Annotated in this window: 18 protein-coding genes and 1 pseudogene; 10 read left to right on the forward strand and 9 right to left on the reverse strand. The window is 51.0% G+C overall.

The window, feature by feature from the left end:
* Positions 1-186 precede the first annotated feature (186 nt).
* From H7698_RS04930 to H7698_RS04940, 3 genes are all read left to right on the forward strand, one after another.
* Positions 187-2,148, forward strand: coding sequence for an oxidoreductase (locus H7698_RS04930; protein WP_194690752.1), 1,962 nt, complete (start codon positions 187-189; stop codon positions 2,146-2,148).
* Between the two features lie 88 nt (positions 2,149-2,236).
* A complete protein-coding gene (locus tag H7698_RS04935) occupies positions 2,237-2,836 on the forward strand; it encodes a cupin domain-containing protein (RefSeq protein WP_194690784.1) in 600 nt (199 codons plus the stop codon).
* A gap of 231 nt (positions 2,837-3,067) precedes the next feature.
* A complete protein-coding gene (locus H7698_RS04940) occupies positions 3,068-3,274 on the forward strand; it encodes a hypothetical protein (RefSeq protein ID WP_194690753.1) in 207 nt (68 codons plus the stop codon).
* Positions 3,275-3,328: 54 nt separating this feature from the next.
* On the opposite strand, the gene H7698_RS04945 is transcribed toward H7698_RS04940, so the two are convergent.
* Both H7698_RS04945 and H7698_RS04950 read right to left on the reverse strand, forming a co-directional pair.
* On the reverse strand, positions 3,329-3,520 hold the full coding sequence (locus H7698_RS04945; RefSeq protein ID WP_162439472.1) for a YegP family protein: 192 nt from the start codon (positions 3,518-3,520) through the stop codon (positions 3,329-3,331).
* A 214-nt stretch (positions 3,521-3,734) separates the two neighbouring features.
* Entirely contained in the window at positions 3,735-4,349 is a 615-nt protein-coding gene (locus H7698_RS04950; protein ID WP_194690785.1) for a hypothetical protein, read from the reverse strand.
* Between the two features lie 416 nt (positions 4,350-4,765).
* On the opposite strand from H7698_RS04950, the gene H7698_RS04955 reads away from it, so the two are divergent.
* The 3 genes from H7698_RS04955 (at position 4,766) to H7698_RS04965 (ending at position 11,188) form a co-directional block, all read left to right on the forward strand.
* On the forward strand, positions 4,766-6,112 hold the full coding sequence (locus tag H7698_RS04955; RefSeq protein ID WP_153336848.1) for a tyrosine-type recombinase/integrase: 1,347 nt from the start codon (positions 4,766-4,768) through the stop codon (positions 6,110-6,112).
* Positions 6,113-6,262: 150 nt separating this feature from the next.
* On the forward strand, positions 6,263-6,442 hold the full coding sequence (locus H7698_RS31610; RefSeq protein WP_122557635.1) for a helix-turn-helix transcriptional regulator: 180 nt from the start codon (positions 6,263-6,265) through the stop codon (positions 6,440-6,442).
* Positions 6,443-7,153: 711 nt separating this feature from the next.
* Positions 7,154-11,188 carry a helix-turn-helix domain-containing protein gene (locus H7698_RS04965; RefSeq protein WP_153336847.1) on the forward strand — a complete coding sequence of 1,345 codons (4,035 nt, stop codon included), beginning with the start codon at positions 7,154-7,156 and terminating at the stop codon, positions 11,186-11,188.
* Between the two features lie 690 nt (positions 11,189-11,878).
* On the opposite strand, the pseudogene H7698_RS04970 reads toward H7698_RS04965, so the two are convergent.
* The 3 genes and pseudogenes from H7698_RS04970 to H7698_RS04980 form a co-directional block, all read right to left on the reverse strand.
* A pseudogene (locus H7698_RS04970) lies at positions 11,879-12,064 on the reverse strand (inorganic diphosphatase); the annotation flags it as partial.
* A 20-nt stretch (positions 12,065-12,084) separates the two neighbouring features.
* Entirely contained in the window at positions 12,085-13,914 is a 1,830-nt protein-coding gene (locus tag H7698_RS04975; protein WP_194690754.1) for an AAA family ATPase, read from the reverse strand.
* Between the two features lie 258 nt (positions 13,915-14,172).
* Positions 14,173-14,937: a hypothetical protein gene (locus tag H7698_RS04980; protein WP_194690755.1), complete on the reverse strand. Its 765-nt coding sequence runs from the start codon at positions 14,935-14,937 to the stop codon at positions 14,173-14,175.
* A gap of 346 nt (positions 14,938-15,283) precedes the next feature.
* On the opposite strand from H7698_RS04980, the gene H7698_RS04985 reads away from it, so the two are divergent.
* Both H7698_RS04985 and H7698_RS04990 read left to right on the forward strand, forming a co-directional pair.
* A complete protein-coding gene (locus tag H7698_RS04985; RefSeq protein ID WP_194690756.1) occupies positions 15,284-19,696 on the forward strand; it encodes an AAA family ATPase in 4,413 nt (1,470 codons plus the stop codon).
* Between the two features lie 42 nt (positions 19,697-19,738).
* Positions 19,739-20,446 carry a hypothetical protein gene (locus H7698_RS04990; RefSeq protein WP_194690757.1) on the forward strand — a complete coding sequence of 236 codons (708 nt, stop codon included), beginning with the start codon at positions 19,739-19,741 and terminating at the stop codon, positions 20,444-20,446.
* A 70-nt stretch (positions 20,447-20,516) separates the two neighbouring features.
* On the opposite strand, the gene H7698_RS04995 is transcribed toward H7698_RS04990, so the two are convergent.
* Positions 20,517-20,981, reverse strand: coding sequence for a hypothetical protein (locus tag H7698_RS04995; protein ID WP_153336962.1), 465 nt, complete (start codon positions 20,979-20,981; stop codon positions 20,517-20,519).
* A 347-nt stretch (positions 20,982-21,328) separates the two neighbouring features.
* Between H7698_RS04995 and H7698_RS05000 the strand changes: the two genes are divergently transcribed.
* Positions 21,329-21,709 carry a hypothetical protein gene (locus H7698_RS05000; RefSeq protein WP_153336961.1) on the forward strand — a complete coding sequence of 127 codons (381 nt, stop codon included), beginning with the start codon at positions 21,329-21,331 and terminating at the stop codon, positions 21,707-21,709.
* Positions 21,710-21,804: 95 nt separating this feature from the next.
* Positions 21,805-23,139 carry a relaxase/mobilization nuclease domain-containing protein gene (locus H7698_RS05005; RefSeq protein ID WP_178128647.1) on the forward strand — a complete coding sequence of 445 codons (1,335 nt, stop codon included), beginning with the start codon at positions 21,805-21,807 and terminating at the stop codon, positions 23,137-23,139.
* A 68-nt stretch (positions 23,140-23,207) separates the two neighbouring features.
* Here H7698_RS05005 and H7698_RS05010 read toward each other — a convergent pair whose 3' ends face one another.
* From H7698_RS05010 to H7698_RS05020, 3 genes are all read right to left on the reverse strand, one after another.
* Positions 23,208-23,573 (reverse strand): hypothetical protein, encoded by a 366-nt coding sequence (locus H7698_RS05010; protein WP_153336959.1) that lies wholly within the window; start codon positions 23,571-23,573, stop codon positions 23,208-23,210.
* Positions 23,574-23,648: 75 nt separating this feature from the next.
* Positions 23,649-24,044, reverse strand: coding sequence for a hypothetical protein (locus H7698_RS05015; RefSeq protein WP_235992689.1), 396 nt, complete (start codon positions 24,042-24,044; stop codon positions 23,649-23,651).
* 109 nt (positions 24,045-24,153) lie between these two features.
* Positions 24,154-24,846, reverse strand: coding sequence for a hypothetical protein (locus tag H7698_RS05020; RefSeq protein WP_178128614.1), 693 nt, complete (start codon positions 24,844-24,846; stop codon positions 24,154-24,156).
* Between the last annotated feature and the right edge of the window lie 63 nt (positions 24,847-24,909).

Genomic DNA, 24,909 nt, shown 5'->3' on the forward strand with positions numbered 1-24,909 from the left:
GTGTAAGTCAAGTAACGGCATGTAACACCCTTATTACATCTCTTCGAGGATTTCTGTCCGTTGATCTGCCAAACAAACGCTAGTAAAGAATTCTGTTGATTTTTTACTGATGGTAAATTCTTATAGAAAAATAATAATCGCCGAAAAACGGCCTTTCGGCTTCAGCCTGCCTGGAGTACCTGCACCATGCCGACCTCGTCCAGCGCTTTTGCGCACCTTTTCGAACCGTTGCAGTTGCGTGGAAAACGCCTGAAAAACCGCATCATGTCGAGCGGTCACGACACCTCGATGCCCACCGACAACCTGGTGAATGATCAATTGATCGCCTACCACAAAGCACGAGCTGAAGGCGGTGCCGGGCTGATCGTGCTGCAGGTGGCCGGTGTGCATGACAGCGCCCGTTACACCTCCCACGTGCTGATGGCCACCGATGACGCGTGCATCGAGGGTTACCGCAAACTGGCACAAACCTGCCATGAACACGGCACGGTGGTGCTGTCGCAGGTGTTCCATCCGGGGCGTGAAATCATGGAGTCCAGTGATGGCCTGCTGGCGGTTGCCTACTCCGCTTCCGCGGTGCCCAACGAGCGGTTTCGGGTGATGCCGCGGGCGCTGGATCAAGTGATGATCGACGAGATCGTTGCCGGTTACGGTGCAGCAGCGAAACGCCTGTATCAGGCCGGGATCGATGGCGTGGAAGTGGTTGCCAGCCATGGATATCTGCCGGCGCAATTCATCAACCCGCGGGTCAATCGTCGCACCGACGGCTACAACGGCGAGCTGGAACAGCGCCTGCGTTTCCTGCGTGAAGTGATTGCGTCGGTGCGCGCCAGCACCGACGAACAGTTCATCATCGGCCTGCGCATCTCCGCCGATGAGCGGGATCCCGAAGGGCTGACCGAAGACGAATCCCTCGCGGCCGTCCAGTCGCTGCAACCGCTGCTGGATTACGTGCACATCGTCGCGGGAACATCGGCCTCGCTGGGTGGTGCGGTGCACATCGTGCCGCCCATGGCCATCGAAGCTGCGTACCTGGCCAAGGAGGCAGGGACGTTCAAGGCCGGCCTGTCGATCCCGCTGTTCGTCACCGGACGCATCAATCAACCTCAGGAAGCCGAGTTGATCCTGGCGCGCGGTCAGGCCGACGTCTGCGGCATGACCCGCGCACTCATCTGCGACCCGCAAATGCCCAACAAGACCGACACTGGACATGTCGAGGATGTACGGGCGTGCATCGCCTGCAATCAGGCGTGCATCGGCCACTTCCATAAAGGTCTGCCGATCTCCTGCATTCAAGCCCCGGAGACCGGGCGCGAGCTGATCTTTGGCCAGCGGCAACCTACGGGACAGCGTAAACGCATCATGATTGCCGGCGGCGGGCCTGCCGGAATGAAAGCCGCTGCGGTCGCCGCTCAGCGTGGGCACGACGTCACCCTCTACGAGGCCAATTCGCAGCTGGGTGGCCAGGTTCTGCTCGCGCAGCTTCTACCCCGGCGCAGTGAATTCGGCGGCGCCAGCACCAACCTGCAACGGGAGATGGAACTGGCTGGCGTGCGCGTCGTGCGCAATACCCGTGTCGACCGGGCATTGGTGGAGCGTGAACGACCCGACATGGTGATCGTCGCGACAGGCGCCGAGCCGTATTGGCCGGCCTTCGAACGCGGCGGCGAGTTGCAGGTGGTGGACGCCTGGCAAGTGCTACGCGATGAGGTGCAGATCGGGCGTTCGGTGGTGGTGGTCGATTGGCGTTGCGACTGGATCGGCCCCGGCATCGCCGAACGATTGGTGCGCGCGGGGCATCAGGTGCAACTCGCGGTGAACGGCACGCACTGCGGGGAAAACCTGCCGCTGTATGTGCGCGATCAACTGGCTGGCGAACTGCACAAACTGGGCATTCCGATTACGCCGTACGCCCGGCTGTATGGTTGCGACGACAACACCGTTTACCTGCAGCACACCGCCAGCGGCGAGCCGATGCTGTTCGAAAACGTCGACACACTGGTGCTCTGTCAGGGCCATCAACCCGTCGATACCCTGGGCGCAGAACTGCAAGGCCTGGTGGAGTTTCGGCGCATCGGCGACTGCCTTGCACCGCGCACCGCCGAAGAGGCGATTTACGAAGGTTTGAAAGTCGCCTGGGAGCTTTGAGCCTGTTTTATACTCCGGGGCTTTTACACGCAGGCTCGCGCGCGAGCCTCCCCCCGGTTCGGAGCACGCCATGAGCAACAGCAGCAAGATGCCGCCTGCCCGCAGCGCGCCCACACAGGACAGCTCCCCGGCAGAGCCGCAGTTCCTGGGTACGCGCATTCGCGGCCTGCGCAAACGCCGGGGCATGACCCTGGCCGAACTGGCGCAGATGAGCGAACTGACGGCGGGGTACATCAGCCAGCTTGAACGCAATCTGGCGTACCCCTCCATCCCTGCCCTGTTCAACATTGCCCGCAGCCTGGGCGTGACCATCCAGTGGTTCTTCGCCAGCGAGGCCAACACCGCGCCGGAGGACAACGGCGTCGTGGTGCGCAAGAACACGCGAATGAGCGTGCATTACGAAGACGGGATTGTTGATCAACTACTGACGCCGCAACCGAACCGGCAATTGGAGATGCTGCACTCACGTTTTCCGCCCGGCACTTACAGCCAGCAAAGTTACAGCCATGAAGGTGAAGAAGCTGGGTATTTGCTGTCGGGGATTTTTGAGTTGTGGGTGGGGGAACGGCATTTTCAGTTAAGTGAGGGAGACAGTTTCAGTTTTTCCAGTCAGGAGCCCCATCGGTACGGCAATCCTGGGGACGTGGATGCGGTGGTGATTTGGGTGATTACGCCGCCTACGTTTTAGTCGCTTGTTATCGGTAAACATGGCTGGCACTGAAAGCGAAAAAGCCCCGTAACGTGTTTGGTTATGGGGCTTTTTCGTTTAACTCTTCGGTGAACACATGTTCTTTCCTACGTCCTCTTCCTGATTTTCCCGAAGGCCAGACAAGGACTTGCGGTGCCCCTAAGCTCAGCAACGTTTGGGGCAAAAAGGCCCTGGCATCGACACTTATTTGAACTCGAAAGGAGTTTCATCATGGCTAGAGACAAAGCGAAAGACGACAAGCACTTCAACTGCACTCAGACCCACGAGGCCGACTACGTGGCGAGTCTTTACCCTCACGCCAAGGAAGAGGTCAAAACGTTCCTGGCTTCTGCTTGCAAGGATAACTCCCTGCATAATTCCACCCATAAAGAAGTGTACGAGCTGATCAAGAGGAAATTGGGATACTTGCAGCCGTAAGCCACAAGTTTCAGGTGGAGCTGCCCGGGATTGAGCAGCTTCACCCTGTGGATTCTAGATTTCCTTCACCGGGGTCTGACCGTGAGTCCCGATGATCAAGTTGATGGCATGCACGCAGTCAGCCTTATTGATATAGGACTCCCCGCTGGCAATCGTTTCATGGTTACCCGCCCTCAAACGCCACCGCCACTGACCCATGCCAGTTTTTTCGGTGCCCCGGGTTTGCCTGTAAATCTCAAAATACATTGCTCGCTCCTTGCGATTGCTGGTGAAGACAGATGTGTGATCTGCGAAACCAGAGTAGATGAAGATTTTTCCGGGTAGCGGGTTTCAGTGTCAGGGGATATTTCGTGAGGTGACGGTTCACCGCTGTTGGAAACAAAGGCTACGAAGGAAGGTAAATCGAGAAGCGTGGCGACGTATGTTTTCCTTGGAACACGCTGACTCTTTCGTACGGCTGTTAGGCGTAAGCAGGTCGTTGAAGCAATGCGATCATTTGATCAAAAGCCTCCACCGCGTACCGTCCATCAAGGTTCTTCAAAGCTGGTATTTCTGCAGGAAAACCGAATCGCACTCTGCCGGGAAGTACTGCATCCATCGCTGAGTACCAGGTCAACAGCGCTTGTTGGAGGCGCACGTGTAACTCGAATCCACTCCGGCGGCGTGTGGTGTCGGCTTTGGCCCGTTCGCGCGCGAGCTGAGGATCGATGCTGCCAACAATGTAACAGTCAGCAAAGCCAATACGTCCTTGCACGATCGTTTCTCTCGTGGCGTTCAACTCGCATTGCCAGTCGCGTTCGCTCGCCTCGCCGATCTGCCAAAGACACCAGATGTAGTGGAGCTTGAGGGGGTCGCTGTCGCACAAAGCCCACGAAGAAATGTCCTCCATGACCAGCGCTTTTTGCCAGCGCTCCACGTTTCGCGCTGCCCAAAAAGTGGCAGTTCCTACGGGATCCCTTTTTCGATCCGGCACATCTTCAAAACGGCCGTTTTCAGGAACAACCTGCTGCCCTCCATGCTTGGCGCACCAAGTGGTTTTCCCGCTGGCGCTGATACCCTCAACAACCAAAATCATCGTGACAACTACTCCGTTAATTGCGCGAGCTTTTTGAGTGTTCAAGTATGGGGCTTGCCTGATTTTTTGCGTCAGGCACTGTGCGTTAGCATCATCCTTGATTTGTAGGCGCGCATTAGAACTGCAGCCTCGGAAAACGAAAAAGCCCCGTAACTTTTCAGCTACGGGGCTTTTTCTATGTAATGGCGGAGAGATAGGGATTCGAACCCTAGGTACCGGTGAAGGTACAACGGATTTCGAATCCGTTCACCCAACCCCGCTACGACTGAAATAGCCTCTACAAATCCCATAAAATCAAGCGTTTATAGCATTGACATTAAGCAGGTGTCATGGTCCGGAATTGCCTGTAAACCATTTTTGTGGGATCATGGTGGGATTATACCAAAGCGATCCCACACCTAGACGAATACAAAAATATGGCAAGCAGAGCAGAGTTGGAGAGACAGATCCGAAACACCAAGCCTGATCCTCAAAAGAAAATCAGGATTGCGTGCGGCGACGGCCTTAGCGCTGTGATTAACAAAGGGGGTACGAAAAAATTTGTGAGCCGCCTGCGGCTTTTCAACGGCACCTCTGCCATCGACTTCGCTCACGAACCTCCGCATCCCGAGCTAACCCTCACGGAGGCCTTCAAAAAACACTTTGCACTCAAGGAAAAAATCAGCCTAGGAATAGATCCGAGACAGGAGCAGCATGAGGCTGCGCTGGCAGAATGGTCAGAACCGACTTTCGTCGAAATTGCGAAAGAGTACTTTGCATATATTAGTGCTGAAAAAAAGCTCCGTGATTCCACACTGAACGACTACCGCAATCGATACGCACGTTGGCTGGAACCCAGTTTTGGACAGCTTAAGCTTAAAAATATCGACGGCAAGGCATGCATCCGGCTACTACAAAAAATCAAGAAAGATTCAGGGAACGGTATAGGAAATAAAGGCGACGGGAAGCGGACAGCAAGTATCTGCCGAACGATCCTGAATCAAATTCTTAGTCATGCGGTTTTTTTGGGATACGTAGAGATCACCAAGAACCCGATGCTCGGGATCACTGATTCGATGCTTGATATAAAGCAGAAGCATACGGGTAAGTTACGCAGATGCCTAGATCTTGAAGAGCTAAGTAAAACTTGGGTGATGCTGAATAAACACCGAGCAGCAGGTTATCTATTCTCGGTAACTACCGTCGCATTGCAGATAGCGCTACTCACCGGCATGCGTCGGCAGGAGGTCGTGGGGATGCGATTTAGCGAACTAGAGCGACTTCCCAATGGCGCTACAATTTACCATATCCCCCCAGAGCGCATGAAAGGAGGGGTCAAGCATTCCGTGTATTTGAGTGATTTTGCAATGTCGCTGATTGCTGGACTGCCAAAAACTTCAGATCGGGTATTTCAGTCGCCGCGAACTAGTGCTGATTATGAAGCGAGAGTGATAACGAAAAATACTCTAAATAACGGAATACTTTCAATCTTTGGAAAACGAAAAACTGCTCGTCCCATGGATTACATATTATCCATACCGGCATTTACACCGCACGATCTCAGGAGATCTTTTTCAAGTGGCGTGAGATCACATTTCAAAGCCGCCAAGGGCATGATTCATTCAATGATCGCACATGGATCAGATGATGAGGATGAGATCGAGTACGATAAAACCCTCGATCTTATTTACGTGATCTCCGACGAATCTGCCGAACAACATGTGTTGTGGCAACGCTGGTCGGATCTCATTGAGAGCGCAACTCATAAACTCGACGAGCGGTAAAAGGCCTCGAACTTTGAGCACAACATAATTCAATATCTGAGATTTATTGAACGTCAAGTTATTCTAACAAGCTGTATCCTTTCGACCATTTACAGATAGCTCCGGCCAAGCATAAACTAATGCTACCAACAACAATAAGGTAGCTTGAAAATGTCAGAAGTACTATTAGATAGAAAAAACCTATGTAAGAAAATAGGCTTTTCCCATACTTTTGTTTACAAGGAAATGAGAGAAGGAAGATTCCCGCGACACCGTAAGATTGGAAGTCGCAGCAGGTGGCTGGAGTCAGAGATCAATGACTGGATTAAGAATCAAAAGCTCAGCTACTAAATACTCTTATCCTTTCAATACGAAAACTTAGCTGCGGCAAACCTGACCATGCGCGATACAAATCACTTTGCGATGAGTGCGGCTTATTTAAACTAAGGTACCATTCATTTCTAATGACGGAATAAGCAGGCACTCGCGACCTCTGACGCGACTCAGCCTCTTCGGCAAAGTCTGTCCTAAAAGCCTGGCTAAAAATCACCTTTGACGGATAGTGAGAATATTAAGAAAACTTGATAATTAGTCCTCCTCCGACAAATAGGTGCAACGTGCAAAATATACATATTGCTGTCCAGCCCCCGTTGCATTCACAGCGACGGGGGTGTGAAGAGCTGGATGAGCGTTACTCACAGCTGTACAGCAAAAACTGGAAAATACAATTGCGCTGACTATCGGGGATACTATCGCGCCTAACTCTACAAGGATCCTTGGATTTGAGCGTCCAACCGCTGGTTACATTCCGCAAAGCGGGTGGGAGTTTAGGTAATTTGTAATCAGGGACGCCTAAAGAGCTAGTTTTGAAACCGACCTCCTCCACTGGTACATACACCCTCTCGTAGAGTGAACCATCCAAGCCTGCCTCCACGATCGTAAATGGCCTGCCAGCGGTAATCACCGCTCCCCTCCACGCGTTTAACAAATATCAAGCCACAAGAGCTTGACAAATTTTCAGTGAGGTCATAGAAATAATATGACCCCATCGGAGATTTTGTCATGACTGATCCCTCAATGCTTTCCGCTAAGCAGGTACGAGCTGGCCGTGCACTTCTGGCATGGTCCCAACAAGACCTAGCAAAAAAAGCGGGCATCGCGGCGTCAACTTTGGCAGATTTCGAGCGAGGACAACGCAAACCCGTCCCCAATAACGCTCAAGCAATTAGGGCAGCATTGGAAAATGCAGGCATCACATTCCCCGCAGGGGGCGCAGTAGCGGGCATCTTTCTGCCCCAGCTTGGCCCTACGACAAAATCGGGCAACCCAATCCGCTGGACAACTCAAAATGACATAGCTCAATGGGCCGAGCGCCGAGGCGGCCAAAGTGGACTGCCTGAGCTTTTATCCAAACTGATAAAAGCTTCTGGATGCTCCAGCGTGCATTTTCCATCCGATGAAGCAGTGCAGCACCCAGGATGGGATGGGCTGTCCATCGCAATTGAAAAAACACTTTATGTGCCAAAGGGAACGGCTGGCTGGGAAATTGGCACCCAACGAGACAATATCCTGGGCAAAGCCAACGATGACTATCTCAAGCGAACAGATGATCCAGAACACTTAGTCAGAAATGTCTCCACGTTTATTTTTGTAACGCCGCGGCCATGGTCCAAAAAGGAGCAATGGGCTGACGCAAAACGTAACGAAAACGTATGGGCGGACGTCCGCGCCTACGACGGTAGCGACCTTGTCCATTGGATCGAAACATACCCTGCGGTGGGTCACTGGCTCGCCGGCCACCTAGGGAAACGTCCTGCTGGAACTTTGCAATTGGAAGAAGTATGGCAAGAGTGGTCACTTGCGACACAGTGGCCGCTTAGCACTGATCTGATTCTGAGTGATCGTGATGAATCCGCTGTAGAAATTTTAACCTGGCTCAGGTCTTCAGCCTCCCAAAGAGATTTCCAAGGAGAAACGGCTGAGGAGGTCTGCGCGTTGCTGTACGCGGCCATTACTCAACTACCAGAAAGCGTATCTGAGCATTATCTTGCTCGCTGCTTGGTAGCAACGGACGCCGAGCAGGCACGCAAACTTGCAGACAGCGCAAGCCCGATGATCATCGTCCTGATTGATCCTCAGCCAGGCTTAGCCCAAGTTATCACCAGGAAGGGCCACCATGTTTTGTCAGCCTATGGCTCCGGTTCCCCAGTTTCGAATGCCAGAAGGCTCCAAAGGCCTTCGCGAGAAGGCATTCGAGAGGCATTGTCGAATATCGGAGTTCCATTAAAGGACGCCGAGCGATTCGCTAGAGAGTCCTCAAGAAGCTTGGCTATTCTTCGCCGACTGATGGCTGGCGAGACAGGAAGTGTTCCTATGTGGGCGAGAACTCCTCCACCACGAGGGCTAATAGCTGGAATGCTAGCCGGTGGTTGGGACGAGAAATCAGATACTGACCAAAGTGTGCTTTCTCGACTGGGCGGCGATCCTTATGATGATCTGATTAGAGACTTGCCCCGATACGCAGGTGATCTCGATAGCCCGCTTAGAAAAGTAGGTTCGGCCTGGAAAATAGCATCTCCTCAAGATGCTTGGCTGCTACTCGCCAGCCATGTTTCCAGCAACGATCTCTCGAACTTTGAAGCCGTCGCAATCGAAGTGCTCTCCTCAGCTGATCCACGCTACGCCATGAAGCCCGAGGAACGATGGCTGGCAGCGGTAAAAGACGTCAAGCCTGAGTATTCTGAGGTTCTTCGCCGAGGCGTAGGTGAAACGTTGATCATGTTGGCGCTGTTCGGAAGTCGTGCCCACGCAGATCCACAGGCTGAACACCGAGCTGCCCGAATTGTTGAAAAGGTACTGAATGGTGCCGACGGTCAGCGCTGGTGGTCACTGAGTACGGAGTTTCAACTTCTTGCGGAGGCCGCGCCGCGCCAATTCCTCCGAGAATTAGAGCGCAGCTTGGATGACGACGAACCAGCAATCTATGCGCTGTTTGGCAGTGATGGGCATGGCATTTTTGATGCCGAACATCTATCAGATCTTCTGTGGGCGCTTGAAGCGTTGGCTTGGTCGCAGGACTACATAGCCCCAGTGGCGCACATATTGGCAAGGCTCGACGCAGCTGATCCAGGAGGCCGCTACAGTAATCGTCCAGGAAGCAGCCTTCGCGACATTTTTCTTCTGTGGGAGCCACAAACGAACACCCCTCTATCCCAGCGACTCAAGGTGTTGGACCGTTTAAGAAACAGTCACTCCGAACAAGCTTGGAAGCTCATGAACTCCATTCTTCCAAGCGGACATGATTCTGTCAGCCCATCTGGCAGAACAAGATGGCGCGACTTTGACGCTACGGAAAGAGAGACGATCTCCTATCCCCTCATCCGACAGGGCGCCCGAGAAATCACCCACAGGCTGCTTGAAGATGTAGGCACAGACGTTGGGCGATGGGAGCAACTGCTTGGACGCCTCTCAGACATCCCCGAAGAGGATCTCCAAGGTTTGCTTGATCAGTTACGCCACTGTGAACGGAACCTTACTGACGAAGCCGATAGGGCATGCTTGTGGAACCGTTTGAGGACGGTAATGAATAACCACAGGGAGTTTCCCGACGCCGAATGGTCGTTAGAAGAAGACAAAATAGTAGAGTTGGAGGAGGTGTACAACCTGTTAGCTCCTCACGATCCTATCCAGAAGTTGGGGTGGCTGTTCAGCAATGGGGTGTCACTTGTCCGCCCGATGTCTGACTGGGAAAAAAACGAGCAGCTTCTCGCTGAACTGCGGACTACAGAATCTGCGATGCTATTAAGGGATCATGGCGTCGACGCGGTATTCAAGCTGGCACACTACGCTGTCAACGCTATGGCACTTGGCTGGGCGGTTGCCCAGGGGGATCAAGCACAAGAGCAGCTTACATCATTGATTGAAAGAGGCTTACGTAGCGACGACCTCAAACATCAACAGATGGCGCAAGGCGCCATTGGTGCTAAAGCGCAACCCCAAGACCAGTGGCTTGAGTCCTTGGTTAAGATTGCTGTTGAAAACAACTGGGGCTACAAAACCGTCGTTCAAATTTTGCACTCACTTCGCCCTTGCAGCTGGACTTGGTCGCTCGCTGCGCAAGCCGGTGGAGACGTTGATAGTGAATATTGGCGGACTGTTCATGCTCTTGGCATTGACTCAACAGAGGACGAAGTAGGATTAGTTGTTGCCAAGCTACTCAGCGCGGGACGTGCTCACGACGCTATCCAATTCGTGAGTGGCAGAAAACGATTTGCTCAACTTCCCACTGGGGATCTGATTCAAATGCTACGCGCAGCGGCTACTCAGCCATACCCAGCAAACGACGATCGTAACGCTGGGGTGATGTTTCAGTATTACCTTGAGCAAATGCTGAGTTATTTGGATGCGGCATCGGATGTCGACGAAAGCGAAATGCTAGGTATCGAAGTGGCCTACCTCCCCATCCTAGAACATTCGAAAAGGCCGCCCAAAATAATTCCCAAAGCAATGGCTCGAAGCCCAGAGCTTTTTGTCCAGATCATCTGCGCAATATTCAAGCCCTCTCCGGAGAGCGGTATTGACGAAGATCCTATCGAAGAGCCAGCGAGGACGCGCCATGCCGCTACGCAGGCGTTTAATATTCTTCGGATATGGGACGTGATCCCTGGCACAGGATCTGATGGGAAGATCGCTCAAAGAGCGCTGGACCAGTGGGTCAAGGAAGCGCGAAAGCTTGCCAAAGCTAGAGGTCGTGCATTGATCGCCGACCAAAAGATTGGTGAAGTACTAGCGCACTCGCCAGTTGGCGATGACGGACTATGGCCAGCCTTGGAGATTCGAGAGCTAATCGAGACCGTACGTAGCGAGCATCTGGAGATTGGGTTTGCAATCGGGCTACGAAATCTGCGCGGCGTCACAACCCGCCTATTCCGTGAAGGGGGCAACCAAGAACGAGAGCTGGCAGCTAAGTTTAAGGCATATGCCACAGCAACAGCATTCGACTGGCACAGGACTTCAGCCATTTTGAGCGTCATTGCAGCTGATTACGAGATAGAAGCCAAGCACCATGACGACAGTGCTGACAGGCTGGATTGGTAGAGCGATGGTTAGTACTAAACGCCAACGGGACTGGTATAGATAGTCAGGAAAGTTGGCCTGCCGCCAGTGCGAAACCCTGATTTAGCCCCACGTGCCAGATCAGGTGCACTCTCACTGCTGCCCGAACTCCGCGAGTTTAGAGGTCACCGAAAGAAGACTGGCCGAGGAAGCAATGTGCAAAATTTGCATATTGCTTATCCAAGCCGTTTCCTATGCTCACTCTTTGATTGAACTACTGAGTCGTTGCACCAAGTGCGGACAACTGCGCGAGGCCGGTTTGACATCGAGATTCTCCGAGTCGGTGCGCCGGCTCCGACAAAACGTGTGAGACTGATTTGAAATCGAGTTTCCCCGAGTCGCTGCACCGACTCCGGACAACCCCGTGAGACTCGCTTGAAATCGAGTTTCCCCGAGTCGCTGCACCGACTCCGGACAACCCCGTGAGACTCGCTTGAAATCGAGTTTCCCCGAGTCGCTGCACCGACTCCGGACAACCACGCGAGACTCGCTTGAATCGAGTTTCCCCGAGTCGCTGCACCGACTCCGGACAACCCCGTGAGACTCGCTTGAAATCGAGTTTCCCCGAGTCGCTGCACCGACTCCGGACAACCCCGTGAGACTCGCTTGAATTCGAGTTTCCCCGAGTCGCTGCACCGACTCCGGACAACCCCGTGTAACAGTCCAGATTTTCTAGTGAGAAACCAGGCTTTTTGGAACGTAGGCTGCTACTGACCTGCGGATTTCTTCCCTAGCCTCATCTGCGCTACCCCAGCGCCCCATCTTCACCCACTTACCCGGTTCCAACGCCTTGTAGTTCTCAAAGAAATGCTGGATCTGCGCAAGCAGAAGTGCGGGAAGGTCTTCGCACTCCTTGATAGGAGCTTCACCGGACGATCTCACGCCACCAAAGCTGCCAAGCTCTTTAACAGTAGCCCAAGCTCGGATTTTTCCTCGCCATCTTCTTGGTACATCGAGCACTGAAGAATCTGCTCAGCTGTCATCAGCGGCCAGAATTTGTCAATCACATCGTCCGGCTTGACCCCCACTGCTCGTCCTATGATCTTCTTGGCGTCACAGGTTTCAGTGAAACTCACCTTCACCCCGGTTTTCGCCTCAATCATGTCCGGGCAAAGGTAGTTCTCAATTTCACGTTTACGCGTCGAGTAAAAAAGGCGATTCCTGCCTTCGACCTCTTGCTTACGCTTAGCTAGAGACACGATCTGCTCTGGGCTGCCACCTATGTCCGAGTCGAGGAATACGCACCAGGGTACGCCCAAGTCGTCCGCGAGGTTGAGAGTGACCCAATGTTTAACGCTGCCGCAGCCTCCTATTAGTATCGGCACGACCCCGACGTCCGCAAGGCTCGACTCAATGTACCCGGCGGCTTTCAAGGTATTCGAGGCATGGCGAAGGAAGATGACGTCCGACTTACCCTCAACTAGGACGACACCCTTGGCCCTCTCCATGCCGGATTCGGGCAGAACACCGAGGCTTTCGGCAGCTTGCCTGAGCACTTCGTTGCTCGGCATTTTGACAATGGGCGTTCCCTGCTCATCTCTGGAGACGTAGCGGATGCCATCAATAGGCATCAAGCCAGCCAAAGCCGGTGTATGCGTGGTCACGACAATCTGTCGATTTGGCTGATTTGAAAGATCCAGCAACGCTTTCATCAGCATCATTTGGTAATTGGGATGTTGAGAGGTCTCTGGCTCTTCGATCGCATAAATAACGTTACGCTGGGCACCTCCAGCAGCTTTTTCCGCCTCGGCGCGGAAGAAGTTGAGTAGGATCAGTCGACGTACGCCGCTTCCGCGTTTGTTGATGGGAATGCCATTTTCACCATCTAGGGTAAAGCTAAAAGTCCACTTAGGTTTTTCCTTGAAACGCGGGGTCAACTCGTTGGCGAGTTCAGGAGCCATCTCTCTAAGCTTATCGAGCGTTCGTGTGGCCACATCCAACACACTGGCCTCAATTTGCTGTTCCAGTGCGCTGATCTGCTGCTGTAGAGTTGCTTGCGCCTCCTTGACGGCCTGCTGAAGTGGGTTTTTGGCCTCAGCATCACCATCACTACTTTCTCGATCCGACTTGAAGAGGGCAAAAGTAGGCAATTGTGCTTCGATCCGTTCCCAAACCGACTTGCTGTCCGTAGAAAGCCCTTTGCTGACATCCAGCAGGGTCTCTTTGCATTCGAATGGCTGTGCATTGATTCGAATCGTCTGACGCCACTGTGACGCGACACGCTTGTCCGCAACCTGATCGGCAATACCACGCTTTTCTCCAAGCTTCTTGACATCGGCGATCTTGAGGCTCAGCAGTGTTGCCAGTTCGGCATCCGAAGGGTGCTGACAGCGGATTGCGGTACGGATCAGCTTCCCTGCGGTGCTGTTAAAGGTTTTGACTATCTCCAACGCTCCGTCTGCGTTAAGCAAATACTCCTGCGCTAGCGAAGTCTCGGCATTTTCATCCAACACAAGCGCATCAGGCAGACCATCGAACTCACATGCGATTTCGAACTGCTCAGCACCGCCGGCAAGGGTGAAGCAGTTCATGTCACTTTTGTCAGCCTTGGCGCCCTCGGTTTCAAAGAAGATGGCCAAGGCTTCGAGGATGGTGGATTTGCCGTAGTCATTGCGGCCGACGATGCCAGTCATTGCACTGTCGATGGGAATGATAGTTGTGGCTTGGTAACCACGAAAATTAGTGAGCTTGACTGTCCTGAGTCGCATGTTGATCTCCCTATCCACGTTTTTAGAAGCTTTCTACCGGACCAGCATAATGCGCTCAGTAAAGGCCGTATGCCAGTATCAAAGGGCATAGCCGGTTGAACCACCGTGACCAATATTCCGAGAATCCCGGCTTGGCTTAGAACGATACGGCTTCGAATTGCGAATCTAGGAACCGAAGCCATTCCCAACCTGCCGCCGCTCCCAAATGGACGGCCCTGCCCCTCTTAACTGCCCAGCACTGTGACCGTACTGACAGGGTCACACTCCGTGGTTTTTTAGAAGGAACCAGCACATGTTGAGCGCAAATGAGCGACCTAAGCGAGTCATCTGGTCCTCAGGAATACCGACGGGCCGATGAGCGCCTGGACTAAGAAAGCCGAACACTCCAGCTAGCCCCCTCTCCCCCTCCACGCTGATCTCGCCGTTGATGCGCAAATATGCAAGCACCTCTCCCCACTTCGCAGGGTTGTAGCTTCCATGAGCGTTCCCCCTGGATGCAATGTCGTCTGCGACATCAACAGCTAATGTTTCGAGCGCTACCCGCGCATTCGTGAGAGCAGCATTGTAGTCGGGTGGAGCGGCCCTGAATGCAGCTGCCGAGTCGTTGATCTTGGTGATGATGTCTTCGTGCCTAGGAGCCCCACAGACTTTCAATGCCGCGATCAGGTCATCCTCCACCGGGGAGTCGGACAACGATGGGTCCGTTTGGATAAGCCTTTTGTTGTCCACTGCATAGCCGTCGAGGACCAGGCACTGCTTGAAATCTAGCTCACGCTCGTCGAAGCGATACTTCGGATTTACCTTAACGCGCAGGTCTCCGCTTGTAGCAATCACTTCTGCGACAATTCGCATAACCTTGTCTTGTGGTGATGACTGAAGCAAGCCAAGAATCCCTCTGAGCAACTGCGCTTGATACAAGCCTGGGTTGGGCACTCCGTGCTTACCAAACAGCACCTCCGTGTTTTGCACAGGTTGAAGCTCTAGGAATTGGGCAAGCGAGTGAAGAGTCCTTGAACCGATCATTTCGTGTTTTCCCTCACAGTTTTTCTCGCACCTAAATCAGAGCACCACTGGCCACATCGACCACTAGCCTCTCAGTCTGTCAGGCCAATATAGCGGAATGGAGCGTGTGCCCAGATCCGTGCCACTCGCTCCAACGAGTGCAGTAAAAGCCGCTACGGTTCGCCTTTTCAAGCCTGTCCGCCAAATCCACCGCGAGCAGTCACAAAGCGAATCGAAAGCGAGGTACAGGTTCAGCCGGTCTCACCCAGTCAGAATGTCTATGCAAATGTAGTGGCCAGGTCTGTCGGCATAGCCACCACTGCCCCTAATATGACTGCCTTATCGGTCACGCCGTCAATGGAACTGAATGATGCTCCCCGAAATTGATTTTTTTACTATACGTCCGTACCGGAATTCGCAAAGTAGCGCATTTGAAGAATTGTGCTGCCAGCTAGCTGGTGATGATCAGCTCACCGAAGAGGTTGTGAGCTTCAATCGGAAAGGACCAGGTGCTGACGGAGGCATTGAATGCTTCGCGCAGCACTTGGACGGGACTGAGACCGGCTGGCAAGTCAAATACTATCGAGACATGGCTTCAGCGATCACCTCGCTTGATGAATCGTTAAACAAAGCCCTGATCACGCATCCAAACATGTCTCGCTTCATCGCATGCTTTCCTATCGACCTGGCCGACTCTCGCAAGCCTAATGTAACTACAGCTCTCAGCCGATGGGAGAGCTGGCGCACAAAACGCATAGCTACCGCTGCATTAACAGGCCGGAGTATCGAGATCGAGCGATGGGATGCCTTCGAAATCAAAAAGCGACTGACCACCTCCAATCCAGCTTCGGCGGGACGAGTGCTTTACTGGTTTCATCAGGTCCTATTTACACATGACTGGTTCATTGAAAAATTCGCGCGCAGCAAAGCCGGGCTGGGGCCGCGTTACAGCCCGGAAAATCATGTAGACCTACCAATCCGCCGGGTACTCGAAGCTACCGCTCTGGATCCACGCCTGTATGAAGAGCTTGCTGCATACAGCAACGCCATCAAGCGGATGCTCACTCAAACGTCTACAGCTATACCTGACGTGTTTTCAGCATGTGACGTGGCGGCCCACACGCTGAACGAAGAGGCATCTGCACGAGGAAAAACATTCGAAGTTGAGAAACTTCGAGATTCGGTTCAGTCGGCACTCGAAGTTACTTTCCGGTGGCATCACGAACTCAGAAGCTCGAATCCTTCCGGAAAATCTACATCTGCTGAGGAAGAGTCCTCAAACCTGTTATCCGTGCTCAACAACATTGCACACAACCTGGCAAAGGAGCACTGGGATCACGTACACACCCGCGCGCTGCTGGTGATCGGAGATGCAGGTAAAGGCAAATCGCACCTACTCGCAGATGTGTGTGAGGGAGCTATCAACGCTGGCCGCCCAGCAGTCCTGATACTAGGCGGTAAGCTACCTGACGGGGAACCCTGGGAAGAAATCCTTAAAGACTTAGCGATGTCGGAGCCCCGCCAACCCAACCTCTTTTTAGGGGCCTTGAACGCAGCCGGAGAAGCCGCAGGTACCCGAGCACTGTTGATGATCGACGCAATCAACGAACGAAATGGGCGAGCAATTTGGCCAGAGCGCTTGACTGGATTGATCCATGACGTGAGTCAGTTTGAGTGGGTAACGCTGGTGCTGTCTTGCAGGTCCAGCTACGAATCACTAGTAGTGCCAACAGACCTTGATCACAAGAGGCTGCCAAGGATTACGCACGAAGGTTTCTCAGAGCACCAAGCACGTCAATATTTGAAGAGCCGCGGAATCACCCTCGCCGAGGAACCCCACTCAATTGAGGAGCTGCGAACACCTCTGTTTTTGAAGACTTGCTGTGATGCCTTGCTTTTGGAAGGCGAAGAGGTACTAACGAGCAGCTTGGGGGGCGTCACAGCCGTCTTCAAACTCTACACAGGTGCTGTTGCAAAGCAGGTCACTAAACACATGGGGTTCCAGCCACGCAGGCGTTTAGCTGAACAGGCGATCGATTTGCTAGCGGACGAAATGGCGTTAACAGCAAGGGAAGAGATACCTGCCGACCGTGCTTATGAACTCATTGATGGCTTATTCAAAGCCGGTGACGCCGATTTAGACCTGCTCTTCCAGCTGGAAAATGAGGGCTTGCTAGCTGTTGAGCCTTCTCAAGATGGAGAAGCACAAGACGAGTATCGTTTCACATTCCAACGAATGAGTGATCACGCAATCGCGAGCAGTCTCCTCCAAAAAAGTGTGACCAATAGTGATCCAGCTTCGGCATTCTCGAACGACACTCTCCTTAGACGCGTTCTTCATGATGACTTTTCCGATATCGCGGTGGGCTTGCTAGAAGCCCTTGCAGTGCAGCTACCCGAAAAATTCGGAACTGAGGCTCTCGACATGCCAGATATCGCACGCTTGTGGTTCGCGGACAAAGCATTTGAAACAAGCCTGGTCACTCGGAATCCACGAAGCTTCAGCGCCCGAACGTGGACATTGGTCGAGGCAGTAGGGGGCGCTCGCCTACGCTATGAGACGATCATCGCCGGATCTACCGATCCAAGTGTGACGCATAACGCCCGATTCCTCGATAACGAATTGCACTCCTCCCCCCTACCGCAACGGGATGCAACGTGGTCTTCGCATATAGCTCGAAATAGCGAAAATACGAAGCGATTAATAGAATGGGTGCGAGGAGCTGACCAAGATCTCATCCACAGAGAACGGGCAACACTCACAGGTATCCAGCTTTGTTGGCTACTCACCACATCAAATCGAAACGTGCGCGATACTGCTACCAAAGCCTTGGTGACACTCCTAGCCTCTCGCTCGGAATTGGCGAAAGAGTTGTGGTCACACTTCAAGCAAGTGGACGATGGCTACGTCACAGAGCGCTTGCTTGCATCGATTCTTGGTGCTGCATTGCAAGGAGGCTGGAGCAGAGAGCACTTGGTCGACGTGGTTCGTGAGATTCACGCAGATGTCCTCTGCGACGTAGACCTTCCGGCCAATGCACTCTCGCGTGATCATGCACGCATACTGGTTGCATATGCAGATCACTTGGGTGCCCTTCCTGAGGGATTTGCGCCCTCACACTCCCCGCAACTTACCAACAATGATTGGCCGATCGAATATGTCACCGAAGCGGAGATTGAGAGCTATAAGCGAACGTACAGTGGAGGATCAAGACACTCGGATGAGATCGTAAGCTCTACGGTCAACGATGGTGACTTTGCGCGATATCAGCTTGATTACGTAGCGCGCTGCTGGAGCATGGGTAATCGGAAATTTGAGGTCATACCCACAGCAAATGAACTAGCTAAGAAATGGCGAGAAGGCTTCCGCGCACAAGCATCAGAGGAAATGCTCGCGGCTTACGAAAGGCTAGCTACGGTAATGTCGGCGACAAAAGACGGCCCCTATTGGGAAAATCGCGACAAGATTGATAAAGCGAAAAATGCGTTTCGTACCGCAGTTGGTGAAGATCTGTACGCACAATGGAGTGCTGAGGCATCGGAATGGCGACAAGGGGGGATGTATCAAAGTTATGGCGGAGGAAGCGATAAACCAGCCGAGTTCAATCTAGCCTGGGCGCGACGCTGGGTCTGCAAGCGCGCGCATGAGCTTGGATGGTCCGAGTCATTGCACGGTGATTTCGATAGCTCAATCCACTCAGAGAGGAATGAACACACCCTCGAACGTATTGGAAAGAAATATCAGTGGATAGCGCTTTATGAACTCGCGGCAAAGCTGGCCGATAATCAACTTCCGCTGCCAGGCGAAGATCATCAAGATGCAATCATGCGGCTTCGTAACATAGATCCATCACTGTTGGTCGACCAGACGGCAGACGATGGTTGGAGTCATTTGGAAGACCCGTGTTTTTGGACTCCCGAGGGTCCTGATCTGAAGCAGGCATCAGTGGACCAAGCCTTGGAATGGATCAACGGCGATCAGGACATTTATGATGCACTTGAGAACGTTGAGGTAGTAAACCCCTCCGACAAAACCAATTGGTTAGTTCTCAATGGCTTTCAACTCTGGCGCCCCAAAGCTGGGAGGGTAGAACGGGAAGCCTGGCGACGAGTTGCGTGCCTCGTCGTCCGTGAGAAAGATCTCGACGATCTACTCGCACTGATGCACGGAATTCACTTTCAAGGTAGCGGAGATATACCTTCTGCATCGAGCGGGGGGCTGTATTCATACCTTGGCGAACACCCTTGGTCCCAACTTTACAGCGATCCTTCGCCAGACGAGGGCTGGTTGGAGGGTTGGCGCCCACATGGAGTGCAAAAAAAAGGGGTTTCAGTTCGTCCCACTATCGCTAGTTATCTAGCAGAATCATCAGGTTACGACGCGTCCATTCAGTCAAATGTAAACCTCAACTTGCCTGCTGCTTGGCTAATGGAAGCGCTGAGCATGCGCCTAAGTGACGGCAAAACCATCAAATACATTGATGAAAACGATACTGTACGTTTTATGGACCCATCAGTGAGTCTGAACGGCCGCAGCGCCGCCCTTATCGATCGTGACGCATTCTTATCTCACCTAGCAAAAGAAAAGCTTGTGGCAATCTGGGCTATAGGCGGGGAAAAAAATGTATACGGACGAACTGCTACAGATGGGTTTGGCGGAAGAATGACATATTCAAGACTTTTCTATTCTGAAGGTAATTGCATTGTAGCTTCGAAACGGTATCGAACTTTTGAAAAAGCCGATTCAGCTCAGCTTAAAGCTCTAGGAGATGACGAATAGCGATATACTGATAACAGTAAAATGACAATTTGGGTTGAGTGCATGATCATAGATCTCTCCAACCCAATTTTTGTTAGTATTCAACAAACCGATAGATACTATCTCAATGACAAACTACTCATGAAAGCAAAAGATCATTTAACAGTAATTTTGATAGAGCGCAGCGGGAAAATCGACCTCACGGTAGATCACGAAGGGGCCCGAGTGCTTGGCTTGCACGGCGAACCTGGTAGAAGCATTCGTCCAAACTTTCTTAAAAAACCGAGAATAACGCGAGAACAGCTAACGGAGCTTCTCGAGAGAGAAACGGAAGGTGATGACAATCTCACAAAAAATTCCTTAATTAAAAAATATATAGATTCACGAAAAGACTCTATACGTTCAGATGTATATCAGCTGCAAAAGATAGCACGAAAAATAATTTCTCACGCTGAGAACCAAAAAATTGCTGAGGATTTTCTGACCTCAATAACCCAATCACCACAACCCCCCTGTGATGAGCAGTACGTATCTATCGCTAAAAAGCCTCATCCATGGGCAAAATGCCTTAACTGTGATGAATTTTATTTAGAGATCGCTCCCGGAAGTACATGCGTCGTGTGCAACTCCACTGTAAGAAATGAGGTTCGCCCAAACACTTGGTTCGAGTGCCAGCCATGCCAAGGCACAGGTTATAATACAAGATTTAACAAGGCTTGCAGTTCTTGCGCCGAGAAGGGATGGCTATTTGCTGAGCTTTTCAAATTATAGCAATGGCGTCTACATACCGAATACCTACACCATAATCCGAGTGGTGTAAGGTAGTCTCCATTCAGACATATTATTTTTTGTCAGAAGACTTTACAGCAGCCGTTTCGGAAACATGCCAATAGGTCTTTGAACTAATTATAGGTCTGATGGACTGCCAGGCCAGCCAGATCGCAACACTTAAATCCTTCCCGCCTCGCGCCCCACTGCCATCTTCAATCTTATGCCGCTCCAGCGACCAAACTACATCCCCTAATATGCTCTTGATCTCGGGATAACTGAGCATCCTCTGCTCATCGGAACGCCGTCGAAGAGTCACGGGCAAAATGTTGTCCAGAAATTTTCTCCACTTAGCTTGCCCATTGCGGTAGCGAGCAAGCATCGAAAGAATCTCTTCATCAGGAAATCCAATATCTTTAAGGGCAATACACTTTAGGACTTGGTGTGGACTATTATATCTTGAAAGAATAATAGACACAGATTTCTTCCCAACCCTAAATGACAATGACCCCTTCTCAAACAGCGGCAACTTGCTCATAAAAACTCCACTCTTATTGTTATATACACATACTACACCAAAAACAAACAATATGTGCATAGAAAAACAATACGCATCACAAAAAACCTTAACAACTACAACAAGCCCACCCAATGCGTACATACAAGAAGACCAAAACAACTAAAATATCAGACATTAATAACCATCATCATCAAGATAAAAAAACACCTCGCAACAAATAATAATAAAAAAGCTGATAGAATAATAAGATCAAATATAAGCAAGCTATGTTTCATCCCCCTAGAAAAGCTTTTCCAGGGTATGAAACTCCAAGTGCTCAAAACCTTCGGTTTCTGCGCATTATAAAAACAAAAAAGGAAAACCTAATGCCAGACCAAAAAATCAGAAAAGATGGCAGACCAAAAAAGCACGAACTAGATAAAGAAACATACTCGATAACTAGTTACTTCACTAAAATCGCTTACGACGACATAAAACGCCAAGCCTGTGCACTGCGTTATAAAAGCCTTTCACGCTACATGAAAGAAATGGCATCAGCACAAAAAAAACAAAACATAGAAATACAACGATCCGTCGACATAGAAGCAGAAGCATACAAATCGTACGCAGCAGCAATCATTAGCGACGTGGAGGATATTGAGATACACCTTCAAAATCTAGAGGTGCCAATTGAGATAAAGAGCACTCTTAAAAGGCTACTAAGGACCACACAGCAATTCGAAAGCAGACTAACAAACCAGCGTTAACCACTAACCCCTGCCCTACAATAAAAATAATAGGCACGCATATGATACATAAGAAATGTTTCACATCACCAACTAGCACCCCGATAATCCGATACATGTTTGGAGCGCACATAAAAGATACTAAAAAGAGACCAAAGATAGAATTTATCGGCGGCAACATTCTTAGCAAAACACCTTTCGGCCCCAACAATAGTCAAAACATACGATCTGTTGATACAAGAGCGATTGAAGCCGAATTCGACGCAAAAATATCGCTATATCACGGCCCCGGAGAAAAACTCGTCGAGCACCACATTTTGAGCCTGCCAACACAGGACGAAGTAGATGACACCATTTTCAAAAAAATCGTTAAGGATTTCCTAATCGAAATAGGCGTCGATGCTTCAATGACCTGGGTTGCTGCCAGACACAGCGATACCGACTGCTGTCATGCCCACATCGCGCTCTGTCGGGTGCAACAAAAATATGGCAGTGACGGCAACCCCAGTTACTATGGTTTATTAAGTGACAGAAATGATTTCGAACGTGGTATGGAGGCAGTCCGAATCGTAGAGCAGAAATACGGACTCACGTCGGTGAGGTTTCCAGGCGAAAACGAGAACAACAGGAACCAAGCGTCAATTATACGAGCGATCGGAAAAAGCGTTTTATCTACAGAGCTAAGCAATCTCAGTGAGTTTGCACACGCGATGGCAAAGCGTGGCGTTGAGATCAAAGCAAGTTTGAAAACCGATGGAAGGATTGCCGGACTGAGCTACCGCCTTAACTTTGATGATGGGAGATGGATTAGTGGTAGCACGGTAATGGGAACAAAAATGACCTTTGGGGCATTGAGAAAAGCTCTTGGCTATATTCCTTCGAGAGACAACCCTACACTCGGCCTGGGCCTGCTACCGAAACCGCCTACAGTAGCTGCGTTTAGAAGAGCGAAACAAGTTAGCTTCGGAATTTTAGCAAACGTTGAATCGCTAAGCCCCTCAGCAAAAAAGATTTTCAAAGCATATCCTGGACTTTATCTGGCAAAACGTGGGGCAAACTATCTTGGAGGCCTAAAAATCACACTTAACCTCTATCCTGCGGCAGCAAATAGCGGGCATAGCAACAGATATTTGTGGGCAGACTTGGTAAATTTCATTACTCGTCAGATGCTGAAACTACTGAAAACTTGCTTTCGTGATACAAATTTCAAAGTTCACGATATTACTGGGGATACCGGTCTCGCTACCACCTTAATTTCCGTGCCCGACGTCAGCAAAAGTCGAACGCCCGAAATATTAAGTAATGCAATGGCACTATTTAACCAGGATAAATTTAAAGCAGATCTTGAAATACTTTTAACAGAAATAACGAAAGAAGAACCATCGCCCCCCACTACAGAACCTTTACACATTGGTATCACACAGGAACCTCGCCTAAGCAAGCTTCGCTAACGCTGCTTTCTGAAGCGGTAAACCGCTTCAGATAGAACCTTACCAATCACAATTCTCAGTGGCTACAGTCACTCCGGTGTATGTATTGGACACCGCGTGATCACCCATCCTTTAATTTTCATCTTTTGGCCAAGCTGACCGCACTGCTCGCAGATACGAGAAGAGAGAAGCTCAGCGAAAAGCACCGCACCTTCGATGTAGTCATCCCCGCCAGAATAGTAAAAACGTAGCTCTCCGAACTTTTCTTTAACCTGTGTGACCTTTAAGACAAGCCCAGGCGCATGTTTAATCCGGTGTTGAATGCTCTGACAGAGCGTGTCGACGATAACATTCCACCCATCGTGATGTTCAAATCCCCAGACTCTTGGCCGGTATTCACCATCCTCCTGCTCGCCCAAAAGCTCAGGATATTTGTTATGCAGTAGAATTTCCAAACTCGGACTCATAATTATGTTTTTACCTAGATAAATTATGCATCAACTTGTACCATCGGCATCTACAACTTTACGTTACGCCTCTGGATCCGCTTCAATGTTATATTCCGCAAGTAACTCGTTGATCGCACCGAAGATTCTTGGCTCATATATAAGCTCCATATCATGGTATGAGACTGCAACCGCCAACTTCATTGCCTCCAGCGACAATTCTCGGGGGTCGAAAGGCCAGATCTGGAGACGACTAATCGATAAATCGCCGAACGGAAAACTCTCGACTACTTCAACCGTTCTTTGGACTTCTTCCCATTCCCGTAAACTCATGCCGTATGTCTTATACCGCCAATCCCCGAGTAACGTATGCTTTGACAAGAAACTATCCCCAACAACGGCAAGCTGAGTCGAGTTCAGCTTTCGGACGAAAAAGTCCGCGAGCCTGGGGCTTGATAGAACCGAGCGCAGGTCGGCCATGGAGTTAAGGCATTCCAGTCCAAGATGGACTTTCACTCGGGCTATTAGATCCTGTGTATTTGCCATTACCAACTGCGGACAGTCAAACACTGCGTATTCCTCCCTAGATTTATAACCTTTGCCCTCCAAGCTCCTTTAAGATTCGCTGTTCCGTAATCTCACAGGGCGATTTACCACCAAGAGCAGGCTGAGGCGCAAGAAGCCACAGTAGCGCGCTTTTTAAGTCACCCTTGAATTTCTCGCACGCTAACTTTATAGCCTCCAGCGAGTAATCCTTCGGAGACATCTTCCTTAGCGAAGTGTAAACGATTCTGCCATCTTGTTTTTGATCCCAGATACCGTCCGGTTCAACCGAGTATCCTTTACCCCACCGGGTATCGAAGACATAACGCGCCTCGCCATCTTCATCTCGTGAAAATTCAGTAACACCTGTCAACAGGTCAAAATCCCAATCATTGGTCGGCGTATCGCCTCCCATAGGGCTTATCAGGTAAACACTGCCAATACTAGAGTTCCGCCATGGAGCATTTGCGAAAGCAAGAAATTCATGCAAATCCGATATCATTATCATCCGACTGTGAAGTGGTTCACCGCTCTCCGGCTCAAAGAAGATTTGAGTCAGATAGAACCACCTTGTCGCGTCTGAATGCATCACGATTTTCCAGACGAGGGTATCATCCCCTACGCTTAACAAATGCATGTTCTGTTGCGGCGACGGGTAAGTTTCAAACATTAAATTTTCACTCCTAATTATTAAATTCCCAAGCAACGTATGGCTATCAGCGACGAACAGCTTGAACATGATTTCATGACTTACTTCTCACGAATCCGGACTTGTCTCCGCCGCCATCAGGTTGAAATCAGA

The sequence above is a fragment of the Pseudomonas sp. p50(2008) genome (genome assembly GCF_015351605.1).
Taxonomy (GTDB): domain Bacteria; phylum Pseudomonadota; class Gammaproteobacteria; order Pseudomonadales; family Pseudomonadaceae; genus Aquipseudomonas.